This window comes from Micromonospora sp. NPDC000207, assembly GCF_040300925.1.
In the GTDB taxonomy this organism is placed as follows: domain Bacteria; phylum Actinomycetota; class Actinomycetes; order Mycobacteriales; family Micromonosporaceae; genus Micromonospora.
This window is the reverse complement of the sequence record NZ_JBEPEQ010000089.1, coordinates 1-25,466: the sequence shown is the minus strand read 5'-3', so window position 1 is coordinate 25,466 and position 25,466 is coordinate 1. Positions and strand designations below refer to the sequence as shown.

26 protein-coding genes and 1 pseudogene are annotated in these 25,466 nt (G+C 72.5%); 9 read left to right on the top strand and 18 right to left on the bottom strand.

Annotated features, from left to right (window positions below; translation table 11 throughout):
• Together ABT336_RS20530 and ABT336_RS20525 are read left to right on the top strand one after the other, a co-directional pair.
• The coding region (locus ABT336_RS20530) for a helix-turn-helix domain-containing protein (protein WP_350898232.1) at positions 1 to 248 on the top strand (248 nt) is incomplete at its 5' end.
• Between the two features lie 82 nt (positions 249 to 330).
• Positions 331 to 2,415 carry a molybdopterin-containing oxidoreductase family protein gene (locus ABT336_RS20525; protein WP_350898231.1) on the top strand — a complete coding sequence of 695 codons (2,085 nt, stop codon included), beginning with the start codon at positions 331 to 333 and terminating at the stop codon, positions 2,413 to 2,415.
• A gap of 163 nt (positions 2,416 to 2,578) precedes the next feature.
• Here the strand turns inward: ABT336_RS20525 and ABT336_RS20520 are convergent, their stop codons facing one another.
• Positions 2,579 to 3,631, bottom strand: a complete 1,053-nt coding sequence (locus ABT336_RS20520) for a hypothetical protein (protein ID WP_350898230.1) — start codon at positions 3,629 to 3,631, stop codon at positions 2,579 to 2,581.
• A gap of 379 nt (positions 3,632 to 4,010) precedes the next feature.
• On the opposite strand from ABT336_RS20520, the gene ABT336_RS20515 reads away from it, so the two are divergent.
• The gene (locus ABT336_RS20515) at positions 4,011 to 5,249 is read left to right on the top strand and encodes a hypothetical protein (protein ID WP_350898229.1); all 1,239 of its coding nucleotides are present in this window, start codon (positions 4,011 to 4,013) and stop codon (positions 5,247 to 5,249) included.
• 61 nt (positions 5,250 to 5,310) lie between these two features.
• On the opposite strand, the gene ABT336_RS20510 is transcribed toward ABT336_RS20515, so the two are convergent.
• Positions 5,311 to 5,550 carry a winged helix-turn-helix domain-containing protein gene (locus tag ABT336_RS20510; protein ID WP_350898228.1) on the bottom strand — a complete coding sequence of 80 codons (240 nt, stop codon included), beginning with the start codon at positions 5,548 to 5,550 and terminating at the stop codon, positions 5,311 to 5,313.
• A gap of 339 nt (positions 5,551 to 5,889) precedes the next feature.
• On the opposite strand from ABT336_RS20510, the gene ABT336_RS20505 reads away from it, so the two are divergent.
• Positions 5,890 to 6,186 (top strand): DivIVA domain-containing protein, encoded by a 297-nt coding sequence (locus tag ABT336_RS20505; RefSeq protein ID WP_350898227.1) that lies wholly within the window; start codon positions 5,890 to 5,892, stop codon positions 6,184 to 6,186.
• 330 nt (positions 6,187 to 6,516) lie between these two features.
• On the opposite strand, the gene ABT336_RS20500 is transcribed toward ABT336_RS20505, so the two are convergent.
• From ABT336_RS20500 to ABT336_RS20490, 3 genes are all read right to left on the bottom strand, one after another.
• On the bottom strand, positions 6,517 to 7,101 hold the full coding sequence (locus tag ABT336_RS20500; RefSeq protein WP_350898226.1) for a hypothetical protein: 585 nt from the start codon (positions 7,099 to 7,101) through the stop codon (positions 6,517 to 6,519).
• Between the two features lie 184 nt (positions 7,102 to 7,285).
• Entirely contained in the window at positions 7,286 to 8,152 is an 867-nt protein-coding gene (locus tag ABT336_RS20495) for a hypothetical protein (RefSeq protein ID WP_350898225.1), read from the bottom strand.
• Positions 8,153 to 8,472: 320 nt separating this feature from the next.
• Positions 8,473 to 9,639, bottom strand: coding sequence for a DUF559 domain-containing protein (locus tag ABT336_RS20490; RefSeq protein WP_350898224.1), 1,167 nt, complete (start codon positions 9,637 to 9,639; stop codon positions 8,473 to 8,475).
• Between the two features lie 253 nt (positions 9,640 to 9,892).
• Between ABT336_RS20490 and ABT336_RS20485 the strand changes: the two genes are divergently transcribed.
• From ABT336_RS20485 to ABT336_RS20475, 3 genes are all read left to right on the top strand, one after another.
• Entirely contained in the window at positions 9,893 to 10,267 is a 375-nt protein-coding gene (locus ABT336_RS20485; protein ID WP_350898223.1) for an ArsR/SmtB family transcription factor, read from the top strand.
• 3 nt (positions 10,268 to 10,270) lie between these two features.
• A complete protein-coding gene (locus ABT336_RS20480) occupies positions 10,271 to 10,909 on the top strand; it encodes an SRPBCC family protein (protein WP_350898222.1) in 639 nt (212 codons plus the stop codon).
• 312 nt (positions 10,910 to 11,221) lie between these two features.
• On the top strand, positions 11,222 to 11,728 hold the full coding sequence (locus tag ABT336_RS20475; protein ID WP_350898221.1) for an NUDIX domain-containing protein: 507 nt from the start codon (positions 11,222 to 11,224) through the stop codon (positions 11,726 to 11,728).
• 269 nt (positions 11,729 to 11,997) lie between these two features.
• On the opposite strand, the gene ABT336_RS20470 is transcribed toward ABT336_RS20475, so the two are convergent.
• Entirely contained in the window at positions 11,998 to 12,411 is a 414-nt protein-coding gene (locus ABT336_RS20470) for a type II toxin-antitoxin system Phd/YefM family antitoxin (RefSeq protein ID WP_350898220.1), read from the bottom strand.
• A gap of 103 nt (positions 12,412 to 12,514) precedes the next feature.
• Here ABT336_RS20470 and ABT336_RS20465 point away from each other — a divergent pair, with 103 nt between their 5' ends.
• Positions 12,515 to 14,089 carry a glutamate synthase-related protein gene (locus ABT336_RS20465; protein ID WP_350898219.1) on the top strand — a complete coding sequence of 525 codons (1,575 nt, stop codon included), beginning with the start codon at positions 12,515 to 12,517 and terminating at the stop codon, positions 14,087 to 14,089.
• A gap of 108 nt (positions 14,090 to 14,197) precedes the next feature.
• Here the strand turns inward: ABT336_RS20465 and ABT336_RS20460 are convergent, their stop codons facing one another.
• From ABT336_RS20460 to ABT336_RS20405, 12 genes and pseudogenes are all read right to left on the bottom strand, one after another.
• The gene (locus ABT336_RS20460; protein ID WP_350898218.1) at positions 14,198 to 14,818 is read right to left on the bottom strand and encodes a GNAT family N-acetyltransferase; all 621 of its coding nucleotides are present in this window, start codon (positions 14,816 to 14,818) and stop codon (positions 14,198 to 14,200) included.
• Between the two features lie 186 nt (positions 14,819 to 15,004).
• On the bottom strand, positions 15,005 to 16,003 hold the full coding sequence (locus ABT336_RS20455) for a hypothetical protein (RefSeq protein ID WP_350898217.1): 999 nt from the start codon (positions 16,001 to 16,003) through the stop codon (positions 15,005 to 15,007).
• Positions 16,000 to 16,800: a TetR/AcrR family transcriptional regulator gene (locus tag ABT336_RS20450; protein ID WP_502891220.1), complete on the bottom strand. Its 801-nt coding sequence runs from the start codon at positions 16,798 to 16,800 to the stop codon at positions 16,000 to 16,002. The genes ABT336_RS20455 and ABT336_RS20450 overlap by 4 nt, the downstream gene beginning before the upstream one ends.
• A gap of 94 nt (positions 16,801 to 16,894) precedes the next feature.
• Positions 16,895 to 17,326: pseudogene (gene soxR / locus ABT336_RS20445) on the bottom strand (redox-sensitive transcriptional activator SoxR); the annotation flags it as partial.
• Between the two features lie 147 nt (positions 17,327 to 17,473).
• Positions 17,474 to 18,370 carry a PEP/pyruvate-binding domain-containing protein gene (locus ABT336_RS20440; RefSeq protein WP_350898215.1) on the bottom strand — a complete coding sequence of 299 codons (897 nt, stop codon included), beginning with the start codon at positions 18,368 to 18,370 and terminating at the stop codon, positions 17,474 to 17,476.
• A gap of 292 nt (positions 18,371 to 18,662) precedes the next feature.
• A complete protein-coding gene (locus ABT336_RS20435; RefSeq protein WP_350898214.1) occupies positions 18,663 to 19,376 on the bottom strand; it encodes a RibD family protein in 714 nt (237 codons plus the stop codon).
• A 2-nt stretch (positions 19,377 to 19,378) separates the two neighbouring features.
• Positions 19,379 to 20,026, bottom strand: coding sequence for a GTP cyclohydrolase II (locus tag ABT336_RS20430; RefSeq protein WP_350898213.1), 648 nt, complete (start codon positions 20,024 to 20,026; stop codon positions 19,379 to 19,381).
• A 60-nt stretch (positions 20,027 to 20,086) separates the two neighbouring features.
• Positions 20,087 to 21,049, bottom strand: coding sequence for a lysylphosphatidylglycerol synthase transmembrane domain-containing protein (locus ABT336_RS20425; protein WP_350898212.1), 963 nt, complete (start codon positions 21,047 to 21,049; stop codon positions 20,087 to 20,089).
• An 86-nt stretch (positions 21,050 to 21,135) separates the two neighbouring features.
• Positions 21,136 to 21,957, bottom strand: a complete 822-nt coding sequence (locus tag ABT336_RS20420; protein ID WP_350898211.1) for an SAM-dependent methyltransferase — start codon at positions 21,955 to 21,957, stop codon at positions 21,136 to 21,138.
• Positions 21,954 to 23,087 (bottom strand): glycosyltransferase family 4 protein, encoded by a 1,134-nt coding sequence (locus ABT336_RS20415; RefSeq protein ID WP_350898210.1) that lies wholly within the window; start codon positions 23,085 to 23,087, stop codon positions 21,954 to 21,956. The genes ABT336_RS20420 and ABT336_RS20415 overlap by 4 nt, the downstream gene beginning before the upstream one ends.
• A gap of 4 nt (positions 23,088 to 23,091) precedes the next feature.
• Positions 23,092 to 23,490, bottom strand: coding sequence for a 6-pyruvoyl trahydropterin synthase family protein (locus ABT336_RS20410; protein ID WP_350898209.1), 399 nt, complete (start codon positions 23,488 to 23,490; stop codon positions 23,092 to 23,094).
• A gap of 4 nt (positions 23,491 to 23,494) precedes the next feature.
• Complete coding sequence (locus tag ABT336_RS20405) at positions 23,495 to 24,475, bottom strand: zinc-dependent alcohol dehydrogenase (RefSeq protein WP_350898208.1); 981 nt, start codon at positions 24,473 to 24,475, stop codon at positions 23,495 to 23,497.
• A 129-nt stretch (positions 24,476 to 24,604) separates the two neighbouring features.
• Between ABT336_RS20405 and ABT336_RS20400 the strand changes: the two genes are divergently transcribed.
• Positions 24,605 to 25,466 (top strand): CDP-alcohol phosphatidyltransferase family protein (locus ABT336_RS20400; RefSeq protein ID WP_350898207.1); only part of this gene is annotated, 862 nt, incomplete at its 3' end.

Sequence of the window (25,466 nt, the reverse complement as noted above, 5' to 3'; positions counted from 1 at the left end):
GGGGGGGGGGGCCCGGGGTCCCGGGGGGGGCGGCCGGGGGGGGGGGGGGGGGGGGTTGGGGGGGGGGGGGGGGGGGGGGGGGGGGGGGTGGCCCCCGGCGGGCCGGACGCCCCCGGGCGATGAGCCCGGAGCAGGTCACCAGGGCCCGCCGGATGTACGCCGACGGCACCCACTCGGTGGACGCGATCGCCACCCACCTCGGGGTCTCCCGGGCCACCGTCTACCGCCACCTCCCCACCGCTGATTGAGACACGTTCTGCGACACTTCTGAGACGGTTGTGCGACAGATCGGGGGCGATCCGTCCGCGTACGAGCCGCTACGATCCGCACATGCCCCGGACCACCCACCTCGGTGCCTGCCCCCTGGACTGCCCGGACACCTGCACCTGGCAGCTGACGGTGGAGGACGGCCGGGCTGTCGGACTGCGCGGCGACCGGGACCACCCCTTCACCCGGGGGGCGCTCTGCGGGAAGGTCAACCGGTACCTCGACGTCCTCAACGGACCCGACCGGCTCACCACCCCGCTGGTCCGGGTCGGCCCCAAGGGCGTCGGCCGGTCCGCGTACACGGCGGTGAGCTGGGATGAGGCGACCGACCGGGTCGCCGCCGGGCTGCGGGCCGCCATCGACCGGTTCGGTGCCGAGACGGTCCTGCCCTACTACTTCGCCGGCACCATGGGCCACGTCCAGGGGGCCACCATGGGTCCACGGCTCTTCGCCCACCTCGGGGCGTCCCGCCTCCAGACCACCATCTGCACCGGGGCCGCCTCGGCCGCCCTCGGGTCACTGCTGGGCGACCGGGTCGGGTTCGAGCCCGAGTCGATCGTCGAGGCCGGGCTGATCCTGCTCTGGGGGGCCAACATGGTCTCCACCAACCTGCACCACTGGCCGTTCGTGCAGCAGGCCCGGGAGCGGGGCGCGTACGTGGTGGCGATCGACCCACTGCGTACCGACACGGCCGTCCGGTGCGACGAGCACCTGGCGCCCCTGCCCGGCACCGACGCCGCACTGGCCCTGGGGTTGATGCGGCACCTGGTCGACGTCGACGCCACCGACGAGGACTGGCTCGCGGCGCACACCGTCGGGTGGCAGCAGACGGCGGCGCGGCTGGCCGAGTGGCCGGTGGAGCGGGCCGCCGTCGAGTGCGGCCTCGACCCCGACGTGGTCCGCCGACTCGGCGACCGGATCGCCACCACCCGACCCACCGCCGTCCGGATCGGTCTGGGGCTGCAACGCCACCACGGCGCCGGTCAGGCGATCCGGGCGGTCGCCGCCCTCTCCCTGGTCACCGGGGACTTCCGGTACCCGGGCGGCGGTTCGCTCTGCATGACCTCCGGGCACCACCCGATCGACGAGGACGCCGTCGCGTTCCCGCCCGACCTGCCGACGCCGGCGGCCCGGACGATCAACATGAGCCGGATCGCCGCCGCCCTCACCGGAGAGGCCGACCCCCCGGTGACCGCCCTCGTGGTGTTCAACGCCAACCCGGCCGCCACCGCCCCCGACCAGCAACGACTGCGGGCGGGTCTGGGTCGGGCCGACCTGTTCACCGCCGTCCTGGAACAGCGGTGGACCGACACCTGCGACTGGGCCGACGTGGTCCTGCCCGCCACCATGCAGCCCGAACACCTCGACCTGCACTCCTCCTACGGGCACCACTACACCACCCTGAACGTCCCGGCTGTCGAGGCTCCCGGCCAGGCGCTGCCCAACGCGGAGATCTTCCGCCGGATCGCCGCCGCCCTCGGGCTGGACCACCCCCGGATGCGCGACTCCGACACCGACCTCGTCCGACAACTACTCGACGGCACCCCGGTCACCCTCGACGACCTGCGGGAACACACGTACGTCCGGGGCAGCGGGGTCCCGGTCGGTGCCGCACCGTACGCGGACGGCGGTTTCCCGACCCCTGACGGTCGGGCCCGGCTGGTCGACCCGGAGCTGGACCGGCACGGCGTCGACCCGGTGATCGGCTACACCCCACCGGCCGAGGCCGCCGACCCGGTCCTCGCCCGCCGGTTCCCCCTGGTCCTGCTCTCGGTGGCCAGCCGCTACCTGCTCAACTCGACCTTCGCCGGGCAGCAGTGGCACACCGCCCGGGTCGGCCCGCCCCGGCTGCACCTGCACCCCGACGACGCGGCAGCCCGGGGCCTCACCGACGGCGAACCGGTCCGGGTGCACAACGACAGGGGTTCCTTCCTGGCCGACGTGGTGGTCGACGACCGGACCCGACCGGGGGTGGCGTTCACCCACAAGGCGTACTGGGCGCGGCTGAGCCCGGGTGGGAACACCGTCAACTCGGTGACCGCCGTCCGGGACACCGACCTCGGGGGTGCCCCCACCTTCCACGACACCCGGGTCGAGGTGTCGACGGCTCCGGCGCGACCGGACGACGAGGCCCCCGAGCAACTGTGACACCGGCCGGGTGCCGGGCTCCCTCCTCGACGGTCAGGAGTGTCCGTCCGACCCGCGCTCCGAGACCTGGCGCTCCTTGTCGGGCGTGCCTGGTCAGGCGGACCATAGGTGTCGGAGGATCACCCTGCGCCTGATCTGCCGACTTCGACGCCCTTCGACCGATTCAGCCGGCCGGTCGAAGGGCCCCGGTGAGGTGGCGCAGGGATCGGATGGCCGACCGGATCTCCTGGAGGTACTGGCCGGTGGTGAGGGGCTGACCGGGTAGACCGTGCACAGCGGCGGTCGGGTCGACGCCGACGGTCTCCACCGCGCAGCCGTACGGGATCCCGAGGACCCTGATCGCGTCGGCGTGCTGGAAGGGTACGTAGTGTTCCGTGGTGACCAGGAGGACCCGCTGCCCCGGGGCGGGTCGACCCACAGCGTCCGCCCAGAAGGTGCAGGTGTCGGCGGTGTTCGCCCGACGCCCCGGGTCGGAGGAGGGTGCCGCCAGGACCCGGACCCGTCGACCGCCCGCCGTCCGGTACTCCCGGACCCGGTGGGAGGCGGGCACCCCGTCGGCTCCCGTAGTCGGGGAGCCGACGCCGACAGTCGTCGGGGAGTCGGTGCCGTCAGTCGTCGGGGAGTCGGTGTCGGGGAGGGCACCGGGGAGGGTCGCCCGGAGGGCGACGTCCATGGCGTCGAACTCGTCGGCCGGCTGCCCCAGCCCCGCCTCGGCCGCCATCGCCAGTTCCGGCTCGGTCGTCGGACGGAAGCTGCCCAGCCCGCAGACCTCGCCCGCCTCGACGGTCCCGTCGAGGAGGTCAGCCGCGTGACCGGCCCGCGCCAGGCAGCCGCGCAGCAGCCCACCGTGAATCAGGACGTGGTCGTAGGCGCTCCCGTCGGGAAGGTTGCGGCCCCGCAACCCGAGCGCGTCGGCCGCCGCCCACACCCGGTCGGCCACCCCGTCGGAGAACTCCCCGGGTACGGCCGCAGCCCGTTCCCGGCCACCCCGGAAGTCCCAGTGTCGAGCCGAGATCTCCTCCAGGCCGGCCAGCACCACGTCGACGTCCCCGTCCCCGTCCCCGTCCCCGGACGGCCACCTCTGTCCGAAGCACTCCACCAGATCCCGCATCGCTGTGGACGTCGCCCACCCGGTGACCTCAGCGCGTAGGTCGTCGAGGTCGGTCTCCACCCACCCACGCCACTGCGGAAGACCTGCCCGTACGTCGTTGACCATCGCTCTCCCCGTCCGGCCCGGACACGAAGATCCAAAATAGCCGTCCCTGCGCTGCGCTGCCCTCCCCGGCACCACCACCCGCCGACCCGCCGAAGCCGCTGTCGACGACGTGATCGTTGGTGGTTGACCTACTCGACACGCCGCGCCGGTGGTAGGTCAACCACCAACGATCACCTCCGGGTCGGCTTCCCCGGTGTGCGGGCGGCTGCGGTCGGTGAACCTGTCTTCGCAGGTGAACCGGGTGATGCGGCCTTCCGTAGGGACGATGACCACCCCGCCGGACCCCGACGGACCCACGCTGCCGAAGCGGCCGTCCGGACGACACGAAGGTCGTTGCGAAGACCGTCCGGGCAGAGCCGACCAGCCCCCGAGGAGTAGAATGATCGACCCCGTAGACCTCGACAATGCGTACTTCGACGTGCCCGGGATCAGCTACCTGCAGGACTATCTGATGGCGGACGACGAGTATCCGGATTTCCCGTCAGGATATTCACAGGCCCTCGACGAGCAGGAGAATCGAGTCCCGCAATCCGCAGGGTTCCCGGACTCGATCCTGGACTATCCCCCGCTGCCGATCGAGGAGCACCGTCAGGAGACCGGGGGCCCGGACAGCTCCGGGCCGATCCCCACTCGGGAGGATGTCAGTCACTGGCTCAAAGACCCGTCATCGGGACGGCAGTACCACTCTCCGAGCAAGATCACCCCGCAGGATCTCCTGTCCTACGAGGACGCGAAGGGCCTCCGCCGGGGGAAGTTCATGGTCGAGTACAAGCGATCCGGCAAGAAGACCGGAGCAGCCGTCGGGATCTCACTCCGCCCGGTCCCCGAAGACTCCTACCGGATCTTCCTGAGCAGGCTTCGAGCGCTCGACGAGACCGGGCACCGAACACCCACGTCCGAGGTGACCATCAGGACCATCAGCGAATGGCTCACCACGACCGACCGGGAGAATCGGAGACCCGAGCGGATCCACACCGACGACGTACGGGCCTTCGAGGTTTGCCCTGAACACCGGATCCGTCCGGGAACCTACAAGATCCGGCGGAACGCACACGGGGACGTGATCGGGATCGCCCAGCAGTCGCCCACCGGACCCGATTACCAGGACTTTCGCCAGGCTCTCGCCCTCGCCCCTCGCGACCAGGAAGGATATCGGATCCCCACGCTTCGCCCGACTCTCGCGATCATCACGGAACACCTCGTCGACAAGGGCGAGAGACGGCTGGTCGGCAGCCGCATCAGCGCCGGGATCCTCAAGCGATTCGAAACAGACCACGAGATCCGCCCCGGCTTCTATCAACTCGAAAGAGACGCCAGAAAACACACATCGGGGGTACGGGTCAGGAAGACCCGCCCCAGGACCGACGAGCCCCGCCCCCGCCGAAGGGCGGTTCGGGGAACCCAGTCCGCCCCGCCACCACCGTCATCGGGCACCACGAACGGCACGACATCGGGGATGAGTGTCTCCGCCGCCGCCCGACTCAGCCTCCGGACGAGTCCCGCGCCCTCCCCCGGTCCCTCGTCCACCAGCCCGGATCCCGGGTACGCCCACCCGGCACACCGTTCTGCCCACCGCCCCGACGGGGTGCCGGGCAGCACCCAACCCCACTCCCGATGAGCACCCCCGTCCGACCCGCCCCCATCGGGGGCTGATCGACCGAAGGGCCGCCCGTGAGCAGTCAGGGTTCGCGCATCCACAGCCGAGGGTCGTTCACGAATACCCCTTTACCCTGGTGCCGCCGAATCACCCGCAACGCCTCCAGCCGAACGTAGACCATCTGAATCGTGGTCGTGCCCACTGCGTTGTCCAGGGCCATCTGTGCAATCGAGGGCAACTTGTCCCCCGGCTTGAGTCTCTTGGCGTGCACTCCGGCAACGATGTCGTCGGCGATACGGATGTAGTCAGGTGTCGTAGGCATGGCGCTCCTCGCGTGGCACGCCGATTCGATCACGAAACGCCCACAGACGACAACACCGAGTGGTTGACATACACGTTTAAGCCGTTAGTGTTGACGGAGAGTCGTCCTCGCGTGGCAACGGGTTCGACTCACACCCCTCTGGTCGGGGTGGGCGTAGTGTGCCCGCCCCGACCGTCAGGGCTGCTCTGCTGTCGTACCGCTGATCGAAGCTGCGACGGCCGAGCGGGCGGGTCGTCCGCAGGCCGCCCCTGTGGACGGCCCGCCCTTCCACCCCGGACCGCATCACGTCCCGCGTTCCATCACGTCCCGCGTTCCATCGTGTCTTCGGAAAGGACCGTCGTGGCTCAGGTGTACCGCTCCGGCCAGCCCCTCGGGACCGGCCGACCCGCCCGGATGACCCCACGTGAGGTGCGCTACCAGCAGTTCGAGCCCCGGTGGCGGGGCGTCGACCCCGCCGAGGTACGCCGGTTCCAGGCCCGGTTGGCCGACGAGCTGACCTCTCTCCAGGAGGAGATGCGGCTGCTCGGTCAGGAGAACGAACGGCTTCGGCGGGCCCTGCGGGACTGGCAGACGATGCACGCCCGGGAGTGTCGGCCACCGGAGGAGTTCACCCCGCCCAACCGGGGCCGGTGGTGACCCTTCCCCGACCCCGGGGGCGAACCGACGGCCGCCCCCACCCCGGTGACCTGCTCGTCGTCGACGAGCTCGCCTCGGTGCAGTTCGCCGGGGCCCGCGCCCTCACCTTCCGGGTCGTCTCCGTCTCCGATCGCGACCTACCAGGGGTGGGTCTGGATGACCGGGTACGTCATCGGCAGACGCGGCGACGCCACAGTCAAACGAGAGCTCTTCGTCCGGCTCGCCGGTCTTCGTCCCGCCCCGCCTCCACCCGAGCCCGGCAGGTCGACCGAGCGTCGGCAGGCACCCCGAAGGGTCACGTCCTACGCCGGTCCGACCGCTCGCTGACCGTCACCGGGTGTGTTGCTGACCACCGGAGGAACCCGCCGAATGCCCACCCGGCGGCCGGTACGGCAGATATCCGCCTGGCTGCTGACCCGACGTCCCGGAATTCAGCAACTGCTCCGCTGTGGCCACACCCCTCGGACTTCTTCGGTCTCGGTTCGTGTTGAACCTTTCCATCGCCCCCGAGACTGCGACGTAGAGGGCCGTGTTCGCACACCTGCCGGCTGCGAGTGCCTTCTGCATTTCGTTGAGGTAATAGTAGTTCTGACGGTCCCTGGTCCTGAGACTCACCTCAATCATGACCTCCTGCCCCGTCTTCTTGTCCCGATACGGACGCGTCGGATGCTCGCTGACGTCCAAGCGGTTCTTGAGCTTCCCGACGGCGGTCTCGACGCCGGGGGGCAACACGTCCATGCCCCCGTCGAACGTGCTCACCACACCCTTGACCTGATCATGGAACGAAAGCTCACGCTGCGACGAGAACCCAGGTTGAGGAGACTGCATGGCGGCGTAGAAGTTCGTCTCCTGAGGGTCGTAGTCGGTGAAGGAGAAGCTCGGTACGTTCGACTGCCAGGGGTTGTTCGGATCCATGTGGTGCTCCTGCGGGACGGAGGTCGACACCCCATACATCGCAGGAGCGACCGCCGAAGTTCAGCCGACGCCGAAAAAGTCGCCGTGACAAGGGCCTCCCGCTGAGGGCACCACAGTGACGACTCGACCGGGTGACGCAGCGTGAGTGGGTCACCCGGTCCCGTACCGAGGGACGGTGGTCGGATCAGCGGGCTGCGGCGAGGTCGGCGCAGTCGGTCTCGTCGGGCAGCAGCGGACGCAGGGCGACGGTCCACGACTTTCCGCCCGAGGTCCACGGGGTGGCAGCGTTGGCCTTCCCGGCGGCGTCGAGCAGCGGCCGGACCTGGTCGCCGGTGACAGTCACGCAGCTCAGGTCGACGCCGGGGGCCAGCGGGGCACCGGGCAGCTTCGGGCCGGGCCAGGCCACCTTCGGCTGCTCGCCCGCCGCCTCGTCGGCCGTCCACGGCGTGACGACGGCGGCGACTGCGGTCGGCTGGTACGCCTTCGTGCCACCGGTCCCGGCCGCCTGACCGGTGTCGATCAACGACTGGGCGAAGGTACGCAGCTTCTCCCGGGCCGCCACCTGGTCGGCGGTCAACCCCGAGTCCACGTCGAGGGCCTGGACCTCGGTCTCCTCGACCCCGGTCGCCCCCCGAACGGTGAACCGGGTCGACGGGACGTCAGCGACCGGCGGGGCCCCCAGGTCGGCGGCGGTCCCGACACCGGCTTCCCGGGCCTGCTCGACCAGGCGGGTCACCTTCTCGGCGTCGACAGTGGTCACCTGCACGTTCGGCAGAGCCGGGCCGGGGTACTTCGCAACCACCGGTCCCTCGGTGACGATCCGGCCGTCGCCGTACACGCTGACGTTGGGCAGTCGGGTGACGAGCGCCGTCGGCATGACGAACCCGCCCTCCTGGTCGATGCGCAGCACCACCTCGTCCGCCCCGTACGACGGCGGGCCGCCCTCGCGCGCGTCGCCTGAGGTGTCGCCGGGTTCGGCGGCGCAGGCGGCGAGGGCCAGCAGAAACAGCGGCAGGACAGCGGCGGCGCGTACGCCGGAAAGGTTCGTCATACCCCTCCGACGTGCCGGGTGGCCGATCCGTTCCCACCAGCCTCCTCGACCCCGCCGGAGCGAACCGCGCTTGTCCAGAACGAACCGCATCCGCCCAGACCGAACCGCATCGCCGGACGAACCGCATCGCGGGACGAGCCGCATCACCGGACGAACCGCATCGCGGGACGAGCCGCATCACCGGACGAGCCGCATCACCGGACGAGCCGCATCACCGGACGAGCCGCATCGCGGGACGAGCCGCATCACCGACGAGCCGCATCGCCGCAGCGAAGGCGGCGAGCCGACCGGGGTCGGGCACCGGCGGGCCCGACCGCAGGTCAGGCCCCACGGCGACGGGTGGCGAGGATGGCGAGGGCCTCCCGGCGTACCTCGTCGGGTTCGTGAACGAGGCGGCGGTGGGCGAACCGGACCACCAGGATCCCCCGGGTGGCCAGCAGGGCGTCGCGGCGCAGGTCGACCTCCCGTTGCCGGGGGTCACCGTGGGTGGTGGCCCCGTCGAGTTCGAAGTCGACCCGTTCCGCCTCGGCGTAGGCATCGAGGTAGACGGTCCGTGCGCCGAGGCGGACCGGGAACTGACGGCGTAGCGGGGGCATTCCGGGGCCGACGAACACCCTGTCGTGTCCCCAGATCTCCAGCGGGCTCCGGCAGCCCGCGCGCAACCTGTCGAGCAGGGTACGCAGCTCGGCCCGGCCGATGAGGCGGGGTGCCCCGGCCAGCGCCGCAGCCACCCGGTCAGGGGTGGTCAACCCGTCGTTGACCGCCCTGATCAGGGGGTCACGCCGGTCGAGCGCGGCAAGGAGGGGCCACGAGTCGACGAGCGCCCGTTCCAGTCGGACGACTGACACGCCCCGCCTGGTCACCACCTGTCCGGCCAGACTCCCTCGACGGTGCACGACCAGTCCGGGGCGGGTGCGCAGGCCGCGGCCAGGCGGGACCTCCAGGTGCAGGGGTTCGCCGGGTGGTTGCCGACGCAGGCCCCACACCGCGAGGGCGGTGCGGTTGCCGAGGGCCGCACCACCGGCGACGCATCCCGGGGAGGTGCGGGTGGCGGGCGGGTGGTCGGCGTACACGAGATTGGTGCGGGTGGCGGGCGGGTGGTCGGCGTACACCGGGGAGGTGCGGTTGACGGGCGGGTGGTCGGCGTACACCGGGGAGGTGCGGTTGACGGGCGGGTGGTCGGCGTAGTCGAGGGCGGCCTGCCATGCGGTCGGCACCGGGAGGCGGGTGAGCAGATCGGACCGGACGCGCCTCGGCTCGCCGGACGCCCGGAGCAGCGGGGACCGGGCGGCGCCCCGAGCTTCGGGGAGCGGATGGGGCGCGAGCGGAACCCGGGTCGGGTCGACGTAGACGGTGGGGAGCACCCGTAGCAGGTCACCTCGGCGACACGCGCCTTCCAGGACCCGGGCGGGGACGACCTGGAGTGCTACGGCCCGCGTGATCAGACCACCGTGGTGGGCCAGGAGGGCGTCGAGGGCAGGGTTCACGAGGGGATGGTGGAGGGGTGGGGCAGTTTCCGGCAACCCGTTGGCTGTGTGGCTGTGGACAGCGGGTGGGTTGTGGAAAACGAGGGGTGGTCGGCGAGGCTGTGGTAGAGGGCATGATCGTTGAGCACGAACCGACACAGTCATCGGCGTGTCGCGAAGCTTTTCAGCAGTCGATCATGAGGACCGTGGGGGCAGCGGCGGGGTGGGCGGGGTAGGGTTGGCTTATATAAGAGGGGGGTGATAGACAGTGGGGGTGCATGCGTTCGATGTGCTGGGGGATCCGGTTCGGCGACGGATCCTGGAGCTGCTGGCGGAGGGGGAGAAGTGTGCGGGGGACGTCTGCGGGGTGATCGGGACGGAGTTCGGGATCTCCCAACCTGCGGTCTCCCAGCATCTGCGGGTGCTGCGGGACAACGGATTCGCCACCGTACGCCCACAGGGCACCCGACGGCTCTACGCGGTGGATCCGCAGCCGCTGCGGGAGGTCGACGCCTGGCTCGACACCTTCCGTCGATTCTGGACCCCTCCCCTGCACGCCCTCGCCACCGAGCTGGCCCGGGGCAGACGGGAACGCCGACTGCACCCACCGACCGACGACCACCCCACCGCCACCGCCACCGAGGAGTGACCGATGATCGACGTGAACCACCAGATCGACGCCGTGCAACGCCAGGTCGGCACCCGTACGCTGCCCGCCGGGAAGGCCCGGGTGACCACCATCAGTCAGACGTACGACGCGTCCGTGGAAGACGTCTGGGACGCCTGCACCAACCCCGAGCGGATCCCCCGGTGGTTCCTGCCGATCAGCGGTGACCTGCGGCTACACGGGCGATACCAGCTGGAGGGCAACGCGGGCGGCACCGTCGAGGAGTGCGACCCGCCGAAGGGCTTCACCGCCACCTGGGAGTTCGGCGGCGAGACGAGCTGGATCGAGGTACGGATCGGAGAAGACCCCGCCGGGGGCACCCGGTTCGAGTTGGCGCACATCGCCCACGTCGACGACGAACGGTGGAAGGAGTACGGCCCGGGCGCGGCGGGCGTCGGGTGGGACAGCGCCCTGCTCGGGCTGGCCCTGCACCTGGCCTCGGGTGCCGGAATGGACCCGGCCGAGGGGGCGCTCTGGGCGGGCACCGAGGAGGGTCGGCAGTTCATGACCCTGGCCAGCGAGCGCTGGTACGCCGCCGCCGTGGCCGACGGAACCGACCCGGAGCAGGCGCGGGCGGCAGCCGACCGGACCACCGCGTTCTACACCGGCACCACCCCGGCCTGACCGTACGCACTGGTGCGCCACCTCGGCCGCAATCCTGTGGGCCTGGCGATCGCGCGCGGCCCGGGGGCCCCTTGGGCGGGGCGAGGGCGCAGCCCGGGGGCCCTTTAAGCGAGGCAATCGCACGGCCCGGGGGCCCTTTAAGCGAGGCAATCGCACGGCCCGGGGGCCCCTTGGGCGAGGCAATCGCACGGCCCGGGGGCCCTTGGGCGAGGCAATCGCACGGCCCGGGGGCCCTTTGGCCGGGGCGGGGGCGCGGCTTGAGGGGCCTGTGGGCGGCGCTGTCGGGCGGTCGAGCGGGTAACGTGCTGCCACGTGAGCGCCGTACCCTTCTCGCACTGCTCCTTCTGCGGCACCGGCTACCCGGAGTCGGCCGGTTGGCCCCGCAACTGCACGGGCTGCGGCGAAACCGTGTGGCGCAACCCCCTGCCGGTCGCCGTCGCCGTCCTGCCGGTGCGGACCGACACCGGGCTGGGGGTGGTGGTGGTCCGCCGGGACATCGAGCCCGCCCGTGGCGAGCTGGCGCTGCCGGGCGGCTTCATCGAGTACGGCGAAGAGTGGTCCGACGCGCTGGTCCGGGAGCTGCGGGAGGAAACCGGCCTGGTCGCCCCGGCCGCCCAGGCCGAACTGTTCGCTGTGCACGGCGCACCGGCAGGCGGCACAATCATGATCTTCGGTACGTTGCCGGAGCGCCCCGCCGACGAACTGCCCCCGTCCGCCCCCACCGAGGAGGCGACCGAGTGGCTGGTGCTCACCGAACCCCGGGAGCTGGCCTTCGACACCCACACCCGGGTCCTCGCCGACTTCCTCGCCGGGCGGTGACCCGTCGTGTGGTCGGCGGACGGTGAGCCGTCGAGTGGTCGGTGGGCGGTGACCCGTCGTGTGGTCGGTGGGCGGTGAGCCGTCGAGTGGTCGGTGGGCGGTGACCGTCGTGGTCGGCGGTGACCCGACCCGACGACTCGTCGTCCTGCTGGCCCTGGCGGCCTCCGCGTTCGCCTTCCCGAGGCGGCCCCCAGAGGGGCCGCATCCTTCCAAGATCTCCGACGCCCCGACGAGACGCGCAGCGGGTCAACGGGTGGAAGGTGAGGAGGTCAGTGGGTCAGGAGGTCGGCGTGGGCGGCGCGGAGACGTTCGAGGGCGGGGTCGCCGCCGGGCTGGGCGCGGCGGTCGAGCTCGGCCCAGGCGGCGGCGAGGGCGTCGGTGACCGCACGCAGCTCGGCGGCGTGCCGACGGGCGCTCTGCTGGTGGGCGGCGTCGAGTCGGCGGGCCCACCCGGCGGTGACGGCGGCGATCCGGTCGGCGTCGGCGCGGGCCTGGGCCAGGGTGCGGGCTGCGGCGGCGGGCACGATCGCGGCGACGGGGCGGGTGTCCCGGTCGCGGGTGACGATGGTGACGGTGTCGGTCAACTCGGCCATGGCGACGATCTGGGTCAGCCGGGTGCGAGCCTCCCGCAGCGGGAGGGCGCGTGGCTGACCGTCGTCGTGGGGTAGAGCGGTGGCAACCATGCGTCGATGGTGCAACACGGGTACGACATTCCAGCCGTACCGTTGTCGATGCCCGGCACCCCCGGCCGTGCAGGTCGGCGGGATTCCCGTCAGGATGGCGGGCATGAAGTGGGTAAACCGTGCCGTACCAGCCGCCGTCGCCGCGCTCGCGGCCCTCGCCGCCCGGGACCTGCTCCAGCGTGACCATGCCCTGCTGCGCAACTATCCACTGATCGGTCGGGCCCGGTACCTGTTGGAGTCGATCGGGCCGGAGCTGCGCCAGTACATCGTCGCCGGCAACGACGAGGAACGACCCTTCACCCGGGACCAGCGCCGCTGGGTGTACGCCTCGGCGAAACAGGAGAACAACTACTTCGGTTTCGGTACCGACAACGACGTCGAGCACACCGCCGGGTACCCGGTGATCATGCATCGGACGTTCGGTCGGCCGGTCCCGCCGTCGGTTCCGTCGGCGGGGCAGGACGTGCTGTTGCCCAGCGCGAAGGTGCTCGGGGCGGCTCGGGGCCGGACACACGCCTTCCGGCCCGAGTCGGTGGTGAACATCGCCGGGATGAGTTTCGGGTCGCTCTCCGGTCCGGCGGTGGCCGCGCTCAACGAGGGGGCGGCGCTGGCCGGGTGCCTGCACAACACCGGTGAGGGCGGGTTGTCGCCGTACCACCGGCGGGGCGGGGAGTTGATCTTCCAGCTGGGCACCGCGTACTTCGGGTGCCGCGACGAGCGGGGGCGGTTCGACCTGGGCCGCCTCAGGGACCTCGTCGCCGAGGCTCCGGTACGGGCGTTGGAGATCAAGCTCAGTCAGGGGGCGAAGCCCAGCCTCGGTGGGCTGCTGCCGGGGTCGAAGGTGTCGGCGGAGATCGCGGCGGCCCGGGGAATCCCCGTCGGGCAGGACTGCGTCAGCCCGTCCCGGCACGCCGAGTTCTCCGACTGCGACAGCCTCCTGGACTGGGTGGAGCTGCTCGCCGCCGAGACCGGACTGCCGGTGGGGATCAAGTCGGCCGTCGGTGACATTAGCTTCTGGACCGAACTCGCCGACCTGATGCGCGACACCGACCGGGGCGTGGACTTCGTCGCCGTCGACGGCGGGGAGGGTGGCACCGGAGCCGCCCCGCTGATCTTCACCGACGCGGTCTCGCTGCCGTTCCAGCAGGGGTTCACCCGGGTCTACCGGACCTTCGCCGAGCGGGAGCTGCACTCCGACGTGGTCTTCGTCGGCTCCGGCAAGCTCGGCCTGCCCGAGAACGCGGTGATGGCCTTCGCGCTCGGCTGCGACATGGTGTCGGTGGGGCGGGAGGCGATGCTGGCCATCGGGTGCATCCAGGCCCAACAGTGTCACGCCGACTCCTGCCCGACCGGGGTGGCCACCCAGAACCGGTGGCTGGCCCGAGGACTCGACCCGGCGTCGAAGGCGGTACGGGCGGCGAACTACCTGCGGACCCTGCGCCGGGACCTGATCAAGGTGGCCGAGGCGTGCGGGGTGGAACACCCCGGCCTGATCGGCACCGACTCGGTGGAGATCCTCGACGGGCGGACCTCGTCCACCCCGCTGCGGGAGGTGTACGGCTACCGTCCGGAGTGGGGAATGCCGTCGGCGGCCGACCAGGCCGAGATCGTCAGGCTGATGGCGGGTACCGCCCCGCAGGGCGGCAGCGCCGAGCCCTCCGCCACCGCCGTCGGCTGACCGACCCGGCCCGCCTGACCAGGGCAGGGACACGGGCGGCTTCGCCGCAGCAGGCTGGGCGGTGGGGACGGCCCGTGTCAGCAGGGTGGGCCGTGACCACGGTCCGTGTCAGCAGGGTGGGGTGGTCGGGCGGGTCAGGTAGACCAGGGGCCCGGGGTCGGGGACCACCGCCTCGGTGAAACCCAGCCGCTCGTAGAACCGGCGGGCACCGAGGTTGGTGGCCGACATCGCCAGATAGACCGACGGTACGCCGACGGCGTGCAGCCCGGTCAGGAACCGGGCCATCAGCCGTCGACCGTGCCCCTGCCCCTGCCACCGGGGCAGCAGGTCGATGTGCAGGTGCGCCGGGTGGTCGGCGAGCGCCGGCACCACCATCCGCTCCGGGTGGTGGTGACTGTCGACGGTGGCCTCCTCCGGGGTGGCCGGTGGGCGGGTCGGGACCGGATACCGGTGCGCCACCCGGGGGATCCACTCGTCGCGGTAGCGGCGGACGAACGTGGGGGTGTCCGCGGTGCCGAGGACGTACCCCACGGCGCGTCCGGTCCCGTCGTCGAGGACGTACGCGTGCTCCGGTTCGAGGGTCACGTAGGGGGCCGCGTACAGGTCGCCCATCAGGAGGTCGGTGGAGTAGGTCCCCCGGGCGTCCCCGCCGTCGGCGGCGGTGCGTACGCAGATGTCGTAGACCGCGTCCAGGTCGGTCGGGGCGTAGGGACGGATGAAGGGTTCCACGGCACCTGCCCGGTCGGGGAATGGGGACGGTCACCCTACCCGGGACCGGGCCGTCCCGGCTGACCCGTCCGGGCTCCGACGACCCTGGTCCAGCCGGCCACCCGACCACCGGCCACCGGCCACCGGCGGGGGTGGCCGGGCGGTGGACGGCGGCTCGTGGTGAGCAGAACGCTGAGGGAAAGAGGCTCACCCGGTGAGGGCGAGCAGGGTGTGCCGAGGGTCCGGGCGGTATGCCTGCTCGGTGTCGAGCAGCAGCCCGAGGTCGGCGAGGCGTTCCCGGGTGCCGGTGACGACGACGTCGCGGCGCATCGCCGCCCGTAGCGCGTCGATCACCCGGCGGTAGCCCGGGATCGGGGCGGCTCCGGTGTGGAAGGTGTACCACCACTGGCCGTTGAGGAACTTGATCAGCTCGTCGGCCAGGTGGTCGTCGTCGGCCAGGGCGGTCGCCGCGCGGACCTCGTCGCGCAGCCCGCACTGGTGCAGCACGTGGGCCAGCATCTGCGGGGTGGTCATCGCGGGCAGACGCCGGTCCCGGCACCGGACCCCGGCGAAGGCCAGTGGGGCGCCGAGCGCCGGGGACGACCAGACCGGCAGGCTCGCCACGTAGCCCAGGGGGGCGATGGGATCGGCGAGTCCGGCGACGTGGACGCCGGGGATCCGACCCACCGCGTACGTGCCGTCGCGCACCCCCTCGCTGTCGTGCATCACCCGCAGCTGGTCGGCGTCGAGGAACAGGACGTGCACGTCGAGTCGGGTGCCCCGGGTGGCCGGAGCGTGCAGCAGCAGCTCACCGTAGAGGTATCCCTGCCCGTGGATGCCGCCGGCGACCACGTCGGCGTCGGCGAGGGACGCCCGCAGGACGGGAACGACACTGCCCCCGGGCGGGGTGGCGTACCGGTAGTGGGTGAACTTCAGGTGCAGGGTGCCCGGGTTCCGGTTGGCGCCGTAGGCGAGCACTGCGTACCGCTGCGCCAGGGTCGGCAGGCCCCGCCCGGCGAGGAGGGCGTCGAGCGGTTCGTCGCCGACGGCGTACCCACCGTCTGCGGTGCTCGTCACCGGCAGGACCCGGTCACCGGCGAGGAGGTAGTGCCCCGGCGGGCAGGCCCCCGGGTAGGTCTCCGGGAACCGGCGGGCGGGCCGCCAGTCGGCGACCCGGGAGCCCTGCGTCGTGGTGCTGGTGGTCATCTGTCACTCTCGTGTCGTTCGTGCCCGCCCGGTCGGTCGGCGACCACCACGGCGATGCCGTCGAGGACCCGGTGCAGACCGAACTCGAAGGCGTGTTCGGGACTGTAGGCCGCACCGTACGCCTGCCCGGCTGCGGTGCCGACCCGGGCCGCTGTCGGATAGCCGCCCCCGGCGGCGAACAGCTCCAGCCAGGGGGCGTGCGCCTGCCACCACTGCCCCTCGGTCAACCCGGTCTCCCGCTCCAGTTCGGACTGGTCCACCGCCGCCCGGGCGGCGCTGCGGACGTGGCCGAGCAGGAGGGTGAGGACCCCGTCCATCTCGACGTCGGTGAGGCCGATCGCGTCGACGGCGGTCAGCTCGTAGTCGTACTTGGCCAGCAGGTGGGGGCCGAGGACCGGGCGGGCGGTCTCGGCCCGCAGCAGCCACGGGTGCCGCCGGTACAACGCCCAGTTCTCCCGGGCGATCTGCTCCAGACGGACCCGCCATCCGGTGAGGTCGGCGGGGCGGGCGGTCTCCGCGTACACGGTGTCGATCATCACGTTGACCAGTTCGGTCTTGCCCGGCACATAGGTGTAGACCGACATGGTGCCCACGCCGAGCGCCTCACCGACCCGACGCATCGTCACCGCGTCGAGCCCCTCGGCGTCGGCGATGTCGATGCCCTGCCGGACGATCCGGTCGACGCTCAACGGTGGGCGTGCGCCCCGGCTGACCGGCTCCCGGGTCCGCCAGAGCAGCGCCAGGCTGCGCGCGGGGTCGACGACTGTCCTGCGGTCACCGGCCATGGGGTACATCATGCCCGGCCTCCGGGTCGCAGGTCTCCCGCCCCGTACCGCAGTCGGCGTCGACCACCTCGGACCTGCCGCCGCCGGGTCGGGGGAAGCGGATCGGGCCGGCGCCCTGCAGGCCCAGGACGTCGTCCGGGTTGGAGTACGGGCAGGAGGTCAGGGAGAGACATCCACAGCCGATGCAGGCGGCGAACCGGTCCCGCAGGGCGATGAGTTCCTCGATCCGCCCGGTCAGCTCGTCGCGCCACTGCTCGGAGATCCGGGCCCAGTCCCGGGTCGTGGCGACCTCACCGTCCGGGAACTGGTCGAGGGCCTCCTTGACCTGCCGCAGGGGGACCCCGAGCCGCTGGGCGGTCCGGATGAACGCGATGACCCGCAGGGTGTCGCGTCGGTACTCGCGGTGGTTGGTGCTGGTCCGGCGGCTGCGGATCAGTCCGACCCGCTCGTAGTAGTGCAGGGCCGAGACGGCAACCCCGGCGCGGCGCGCCACCTGTCCCGGAGAGAGCCAGAGGACCTGCGGGTCGAGCTGCGGCATGGGGTCGGACTCCTCGGTGTCACGTCTGTCGCACCGGCGGCTCACCCGGAACGGGGGCACCGGTCGGGACGACGGGTGCCGTCCTGCCCCCAGCCTGCGATCTCAACCGCAGTTGAGGTCAACCCGTCGGCGGAGGCGGTGCGACGGTCAGGACACTGGTGCGCAGGCGACCGGAACCAGGTCCCCGGCCAGTGACGCCACGCTCATCCGCACGTCGCGCCGCAGCCGCTGCCGTACGTGCAGGTAGAGGCTGCTGACCCGGCGGGCCTGCTCCTCGTCGAGGCAGGTGACCAGGCGCAGCCGGGCCGGCACCTGGACGCTCATGACCGCACCCTCGGCGAGCACCGTCATCCAGTCCTTCTTGGCGATGCGCTGTTGCAGCAGCCGCAGGTTCTCGGTGAACAGGTACGTGTCGGCGGGGGTCTCCTCGTCGTGCAGCCCCTCCCCCAGCCCCCAGGCGGCGCGTACGCCGATCAACGGGTCGGGGTCCGGCCGCCCCGAGGGCACCGGGTCGGTCCCCCGCCGGGTGCCGGCCCCGGGGGCGGACGGGCCGACCTGGGCGGTCACCTCGGCCGGGACCAGCACCTGCACCAGGACCCCGGACCGGCCCCGCCCGCCCAGCGCCGCCGGGGGCAGCCGGGGGTCCAGCACCCGGGTCGGTGCCGGCCAGCGCAGGACCTCGTGGACGGCGTCGGTGAGCCGGTTCAGCCCGGCCACGTCGAGGAAGCTGGGCGCGGTGCTCGGCTGCGGCAGCGGACCGCCGGTGGAGCGCCGCACCACCAGGCGTGGGTCGGGCTGCCCGGTGATCGCCTGCAACCGGGCGTACGCCCCGGCGAGCACCCGGCGAAGGTCGTCGGTCTCGGCGGGGAGCAGGTCGTCCGGGGAGAGCGCGGTCAGACAGAACGACGTCGGCAGGGGCACCTCGTCGGCGAGTTCGTTCATGCAGGCGAACTCCCCGCCGACCAACTCCGGACGGCGCGCACCGGCGTCGGCGGCGAAGTAGACGCAGGGCCGGCGACTGTATTCGCTACCAGGCGCAGCCACGTTCCCGGCATCCTCCGTATCAGTTTGCGGGTGGCCACCCGCGAGGTGGCCGCGTCGACCGCCGTACACCGTCTCCAGGAGCATCGGGGTGCCTCAGGCTACACCCTCTGCCGAATCGGTCAGCAATCCGTACAGATGCCTGCGCGATCCCCCGGACACCCCGTTTCACTCACGTTCCGTGACGAAGCTGTCGGAATGCCACGTCATCGGGGCTGCCTGCACAATTAGTAGGCGTCGAGACGGTAACACGGGTACGAACGGGCCGACAGTGGCCAGACGAAGTCACCCAGGGTCACCTGATCGACTCGGGTTCCCGGGGCTCGCCGAAGCGCTCCGAGAGGGCGTACCGGGTCAGCACCACGTCCCCCAGTTGTCGGACCTCGGCCACCCGGGCCCGCCGCCCGGAGTGCCAGGGGAACCGACCCTCGCCGACGAAGCGGGGAGCCTGCCGGTCCCCGACGAAGAAGGGGGCCACCACCAGGTGCAGTTCGTCGGCGAGCCCGGCACGCAGGAACTGCGCGTGCACCCCTCCCCCGCCCTCGACCATCAATCGGCGGACCCCCCGTCCGGCCAGGTCCACCAGGGCCCGTTCCAGGTCGACGGGCTCGCCGCCGTCGACCACCGTGGCCCGGTCGCCGAGACGTTCCCGGGCCTTGGCCACCGCCTGCGAGGCGCAGTAGACGATCCGCTCGGTCTCCCCGGTGGTGAAGAAGCGGGCCTGCGGGTCGAGGTCACCCCCACCTGTCACCGTCACCTTCGCCGGTGACTCGGGCAACCCCCGGGCGACCCGGTCCCGGCGGCGGCGCGGCGAACGCACCAGCAGCCGGGGGTCGTCACGGCGAACCGTCTGCGCGCCGACCAGGATCGCGTCGCAGTCGGCCCGTACCGCGTCGACCCGGTCCAGGTCCTCGGCGTTCGACAGCAGCAGCCGTTCCTCGGTGGCGTCGTCGATGTACCCGTCGATCGAAGCGGCACAGCTGAGCAGCACGTACGGTCGTCGGGTCACAGTCACCCCACGAACGGCAGATCGGCGGTGCGCGCCCGGCTGGCCTTCGCCGCCAGGTAGCCGGCGTTCGCCGGGGAGAGGAACACCCCGGTCGGCTCGACCCGGGCCACCTCGGCGCCGAGCCGGTCGAGCTGCTCGGCCTTGTCCGGGTTGTTGGTGAGCAGGGCGATCCGGGACGCCCCGACGGCGGCCAGCATCTGCGCGGCCACCGTGTAGTCGCGCTCGTCCTCCCCGTGCCCCAGTGCCACGTTCGCCTCGTAGGTGTCCAGCCCGGCGTCCTGCAACGCGTACGCGTCGAGTTTGGCGTACAGGCCGATGCCCCGGCCCTCCTGACGCAGGTAGAGCAGGAACCCACCGGCCTCGGCGATCCGCTCGACCGCCTCCCGCAGTTGGGGGCCGCAGTCACACCGCTGGCTGCCGAACACGTCCCCGGTCAGGCACTCGCTGTGCGGGCGGACCAGGACGACGGAGCCGTCCGGCTGCCGCTCGACTGCGGACTCCCACTCCCCCAGCCCGAGCGCCAGGTGCTCCCGACCGTCGACCAGCCCGGTGAAGGTGAACACCCGGGCGGTGGTGGCGTACCCGTCGGGGAACTCCAGCGGCACCGTGACCTGGGTCCGGATCGTTGCGACAGGCAGTGCTTCGTACATGCGTTCCTCCGTCAGACGTTGCCGGACCGCGCCGACACGTTCGTACCGGTGTACGGACACTCAACCACCCACGACGCTTTCCCGCCCGGGAGCGGGTACCCGAATACGTCGAACGATCAGCACGAACGCACCCGGGAGGCTGGCCGCGAGTACCAGTGCCCCGTACACCATGGCGGTGCTCACACCCTGGGCTGCGGTCAGCCCGGCGGCGGCGAACGCCCAGGCCGCCACCCCTTCGCGCGGGCCGAATCCGGCGACGTTCAACGGCAGGATCATCGCCATCAGGGCCAGCAGGGTCAGCGGGAGCAGCCGGGACAGCGGGGCGTCGGCACCGACCACCCGGGCGGCGAGCAGGAAGGTGGCCAGGTGGCCGGCGAAGGCCACCACGGTGGCCAGCAGGACACCCGCCCAGACCCGCCCGGCGAGCAGGCCGTGCCGGATGTCGGCGGCGGCCCCCCGGACCGTCCGGGCCCACCGCGACGGCCCGGAGCGGGGCAGGAGTCGGGCCGACAGCACCACCGCGACGCCCCCGGCCACCGTCACGGCGGCCACGAACGGCAGGTAGCGCTGCACCGGGGAGGGCAGGGCGCAGAGCAGGACCAGGGCCACCCCGACCTGGATCACCTGGCCGGCGAGCCGTTCCCAGACCACCGACCGGACGCCCCGACCGACGTCGCCGACGTCCCGGCCGTGCCGGACGGCCCGGTGTACGTCGCCGAGGACCCCGCCGGGAAGTGTGCAGTTGAGGAAGACCGCCCGGTAGCAGTGCGCCACGGCGGTGCCCAACGGCAGCCGTACCCCGAGTCCCCCGGCGACCAGGCTCCACCGCCACGCCCCGCAGACCGTGGTCAGGACGCCGATCCCGAGCGCCGCCGCCAGGGCCGGGCCGTCGATCATCCGGAGCCCGTCCAGGACCGGGCCGGTGCCGACCTGCCAGAGCAGCACGCCGATCAGGGCCACCCCGGCGAGCGTGCGCAGCAGGGGCCCCCGGGAGGACGTCTCGGCGTCGGCACCGCTTCCCACCCGGACCTCCCGAAGATCATCATCTGCTGCCGGGAGGTACGCAGCCCGCCCCCGAAAGGTTCACCAGTCGCCCGGTCGAGCCGGGCTCACCCGCAGCCGGCGAGCAGGTCGGTGTGGTCGACCTCGACGTGCAGTCGACCCTCGGCCGCCTCGCTCCGCCGACGACGAGCGTATCCGACCGCTGCTTCGGCCAGCTCAGGACGGGTCTCCACGGCCGCCTCCAGCCACCCGGCGAGCCAGTGCAGCGCCAGCGCGGAGTCCTCGGAACCGAGCCGCCACGGGCTCGACCGGACCTGGACGGGCACCCCGTGCCGACCGAAGGCGTCCACCACCGCCTCCACCGCGTCCGGGCCGAGCAGGGCCCGCCCCTCGGTGGTGCGCCGCTGGTGGGCGTTGAAGGCCTCGGTGAACTCGGCGTCGAGCGGGTCGGCCGGGGCGAACCGGACCCGACCGACCACCGAGACCATGAACAGGGCCGGACACCCGGCCCCCGCGCAGGAGTCGACCATCCGCCGCGCCTCGGCCTCGGTGAGCATGTCCAGCAGCGCCGAGGCGGTGACCAGGGCGGCCCCGGAAAGGTCGGCGGGGGTCAACCGGGTGATGTCGGTACGGCGGGTCTCGGCGGTCACCGCACCCCCGTCGACGGCGGCTACCGCCGCCATCCCCGCCGTCGCCCGAGCCAGCAGGTCGTCGTCGCGGTCGTACATGACCCAGTGTTGCGGCCCGGGCAGCTGCGGGGCGAGCCACCTGCCCATCGACCCGGTGCCGGTGCCCAGGTCGTGGATGACGTGCGGGCCGGGGCCGGTCAACCGACGGCGCACCGGGTCGACCAGTTCCACGGCGCGGGCCGCCGCGTCGGCGTCCTCCCGCAGCCGCAGCCAGTCCGCGAAGGTCAGCTCGTCGATCATGCGGTCGCCCCTTTCAGGACCTGTGCGAGGCGGGCCGACGTGCTCGGCCAGCCGGGAAGGGTGTCGCGGCGGGCCCGCGCGGCGGCACGCAGCTCGTCGCGCAGGTCGCCGTCGTCGAGCCAGCGCCGCAACGCGTCGGCCAGCGCCGCCGGGTCGTCCGGGGGCACCAGCAGTCCGGGGACGACGCCGTCCGGGGTCCGCCCCACCGCCTCGGGAACCCCACCGACGGTGGTCGCCACCACCGGCACCCCGTGGGCGAGCGCCTCGGCGACCACCATCCCGTACGTCTCGGACCGTGAGGCCAGCACCAGCAGGTCCGCCCGGGAGTACGCGGCGGCCAGCCGGGCGCCGGTGAGCGGGCCGACCCGGCGTACCCGTTCGTCGAGGTCGTACGCGCGGACCCGGGCGTCGAGCCGGGCGGCGGTCTCCGGGGCGACGGTCGGTGAACCGACAAGGGTGCAGGTCCAGTCCCTGTCGACAAGGGTGGCCAGGGCGTCCACCAGCACGTCGTGCCCCTTGAGCGGAGTCAGGGCCGCGACGCAGAGCAGCCCACCGCCGGTCCCGGTACCCGGGCTCGGAGTCGGAGTCGGAGCCGTGGCCGGGGACGGAGACGTGGCCGGGGACGGGTCGACGGGGTCCACCCCCGGTACGGCCACTGTCACCCGACCGGCGGGCAGGGCGTACCTGTCGAGCAGTAGGCGGCGGGTCCACTCGCTGGTGGTGACCACGGCGGCGGCCCCGGCGAGAGCGCGGGCCTCGGCCGGGTCGTCCATCGCCATGTGGACCAGCACGACCAGGCGGACCCGGTCGACGTGCGGAGCGAGGACGTCGGGCACCGCCGAGGCGACCAGACCGTCGGCGAGGACCACCCCGCCGTCCGGGACGCCGTCCAGGACCCGGGCCAGCTCGGAGCGGGCCCGGTCGTCCGGGTGCGGCCACGCCCCGGCGACGGGATGCTCGCGGACCGTCCAGCCTGCGTCGGCGAGACCGTCGAGGACCCGGCGGTCGTAGTGGTTGCCCCCGCTGGGGGTGGCCGGGTCGTCGATGTCGTTCGGCAGCACCACGTCCACCACCGGCCCGGCGAGCTGCCCGGCGGCTGTCGAGCCCACACCGGGCAGCTCGGGTCGCATGCTGTTACAGCGACCGCTCGTAGCTGCACCAGGCCACGTGCGACTCGTGCAGGGTGACAGTGATACCGGCCAGGGTACGGGCGGACTCGCCCAGGGCACCCGCCTTCGCCCGGTCGGCGAGCCGGTCGGCGATGGTGCGGGCCAGGACCTCGGTGGTGGTGTTCTGCCCCTCGAAGTCGGGCTCGTCGTCGAGGTTGCGGTAGTTGAGCTGCGCCAGGACCGCCTTCAACTCGTCGGTGACGAGGCCGATGTCGGCGACGATCCCGTCGGCGTCGAGCTCGGCCCGCCGGAGGGTGGCGTCCACCACGAAGGTGGCACCGTGCAGCCGCTGGGCCGGGCCGAACACCTCGCCCCGGAAACTGTGGGCGATCATGATGTGGTCCCGAACGGTGACGCTGAACATGGTCTCACTCTCCGTCGTAGTCGATCACATGGCAGAGCGCCGACAACCGCCCGGCGGACACGTCGTCGAGCACCCGGGGCAGCTCCGCGAAGGGCGACCGGCCGGTGATCAGCGTGTCGAACACCGGGTCGGCGAGGAGGTCCAGGGCCAGGGCGAGGCGGTCGGCGTAGCGGCGGCTGCTGCGGCGGGCCGGGGACACCATACCGACCTGGCTGCTGCGCACCGTCAACCGTCGGGAGTGGAAGGCACCGCCCAGCTCGACAGTCACCGGCCGGTCGCCGTACCAGCTCATCTCCAGGAGGGTGCCCTCCGGCGCGAGCAGGTCGAGGCCACGTTGCAGCCCCTGCCCGCTGGCGCTGGCGTGCACCACCAGGTCCCGGCCGGTGGCCGCGTCCTGCGGGTGGGCGAACCCCACCCCCAGGGCGGCGGCGATCCCGGCCCGACCCGGGTCGACGTCGACGAGCTGCACGTCGACGCCGGGGAAGCGGGCGAGCAGGGCGGCCACACAGCTGCCGACCATCCCGGCACCGATCACCGTGACCCGGTCGCCGACCAGCGGCGGAGCGTCCCAGAGGGCGTTGACGGCGGTCTCCACCGTCCCGGCCAGCACCGCCCGCGAGGCGGGCACCCCGTCCGGTACGCGGGTCACCGCGTCGACGGGGACGACGTACGCACTCTGGTGCGGGTACAGGCAGAAGACGGTCCGCCCGACGAGGTCGTCGGGGCCGGCCTCGACGACGCCGACGTTGAGGTAGCCGTACTTGACCGGGGCGGGGAAGTCCCCCTCCTGGAACGGGGCGCGCATGGAGGCGTACTGGTCGGTGGGGACCCGGCCGGTGAAGACGAGGGTCTCGGTGCCCCGGCTCAGTCCGGTGTGCAGGGTGCGGACCAGCACCTCGTCCGGGCCGGGATCGGGCACCGACACCGTCCGGATCTCGCCCGCACCGGGTGAGCGTAACCAGAAGGCGTACGCCTCTCTCGGCATCCTCACTTCTCCTTGCGTCGTGTACCCGATCGCGACCGGGGGTAGGTGATCTGCATCCACGGCGAACTGTTGGGGCGAATTTCCCGTGTTCCCTGTCAGCGAGTTTCCGATCATAGCCACGGAGGAACGGTGCCAACGGTTCGAACGGGTCCGGTTGTCGGACTGATCGCGCAGGTCCTCCTGCTGGCGGGGCTCGCCTCGACAGTCGGCCTCTCGGCGGCCGGATGGGCTGCCGGCGTCGGGTACGGCGTCGTCCTCTGCCTCACTCTCAGCAACGGCCTGCGACGCAGCGCAGCGGACCGGCTCGGACCGGCCGATCGGGTGACGCTGAGTCGGGCGATCCTGGTCGGCGGGGTCACCGCCCTGGTGGTGGACCCCGCCCCGGCCCCGGTGGCGTTGCTCGTCGGGCTGGCCGGGGTGGCGTTGGCCATGGACGCGGTGGACGGTCAGGTGGCCCGGCGCACCGGGACGAGCAGCGCCCTGGGAGCGCGGTTCGACATGGAGGTCGACGCCTTCCTCATCCTGGTGCTCAGCGTGTACCTGGTCCCCCCGGTCGGGGGTTGGGTCCTGGCCATCGGCCTGATGCGGTACGTCTTCGTCGCCGCGAGCTGGGTGCTGCCCTGGATGCGCGGCTCGTTGCCGCCCCGGAGGTGGCGCAAGGTGGTCGCCGCGGTGCAGGGGGTGGCCCTGGCGGTCGCGGCGGCACAGGTGCTGCCCGCCGTCGCCTCGGTCGGGGTGGTCGTGGTGGCCCTGGCGCTGCTCGTCGAGTCGTTCGGCCGGGACGTCACCTGGTTGTGGCGGCACCGCCCGGCCGACGTGGCGACCGTCCCGGTGGCCACTGGCGGGGCACCTGTCGCCGTCCGCCCCGGCCGACCCGGTTCCGCGTCGACGACGGGTCACGGCACCGCCATCGCTACGCCGGTGGTGGGCCACGGCACCGCCATCGCCTCGCCGGTGGTCGTCCGCCCCGCCTCGGCCACCCCGGTCGGCG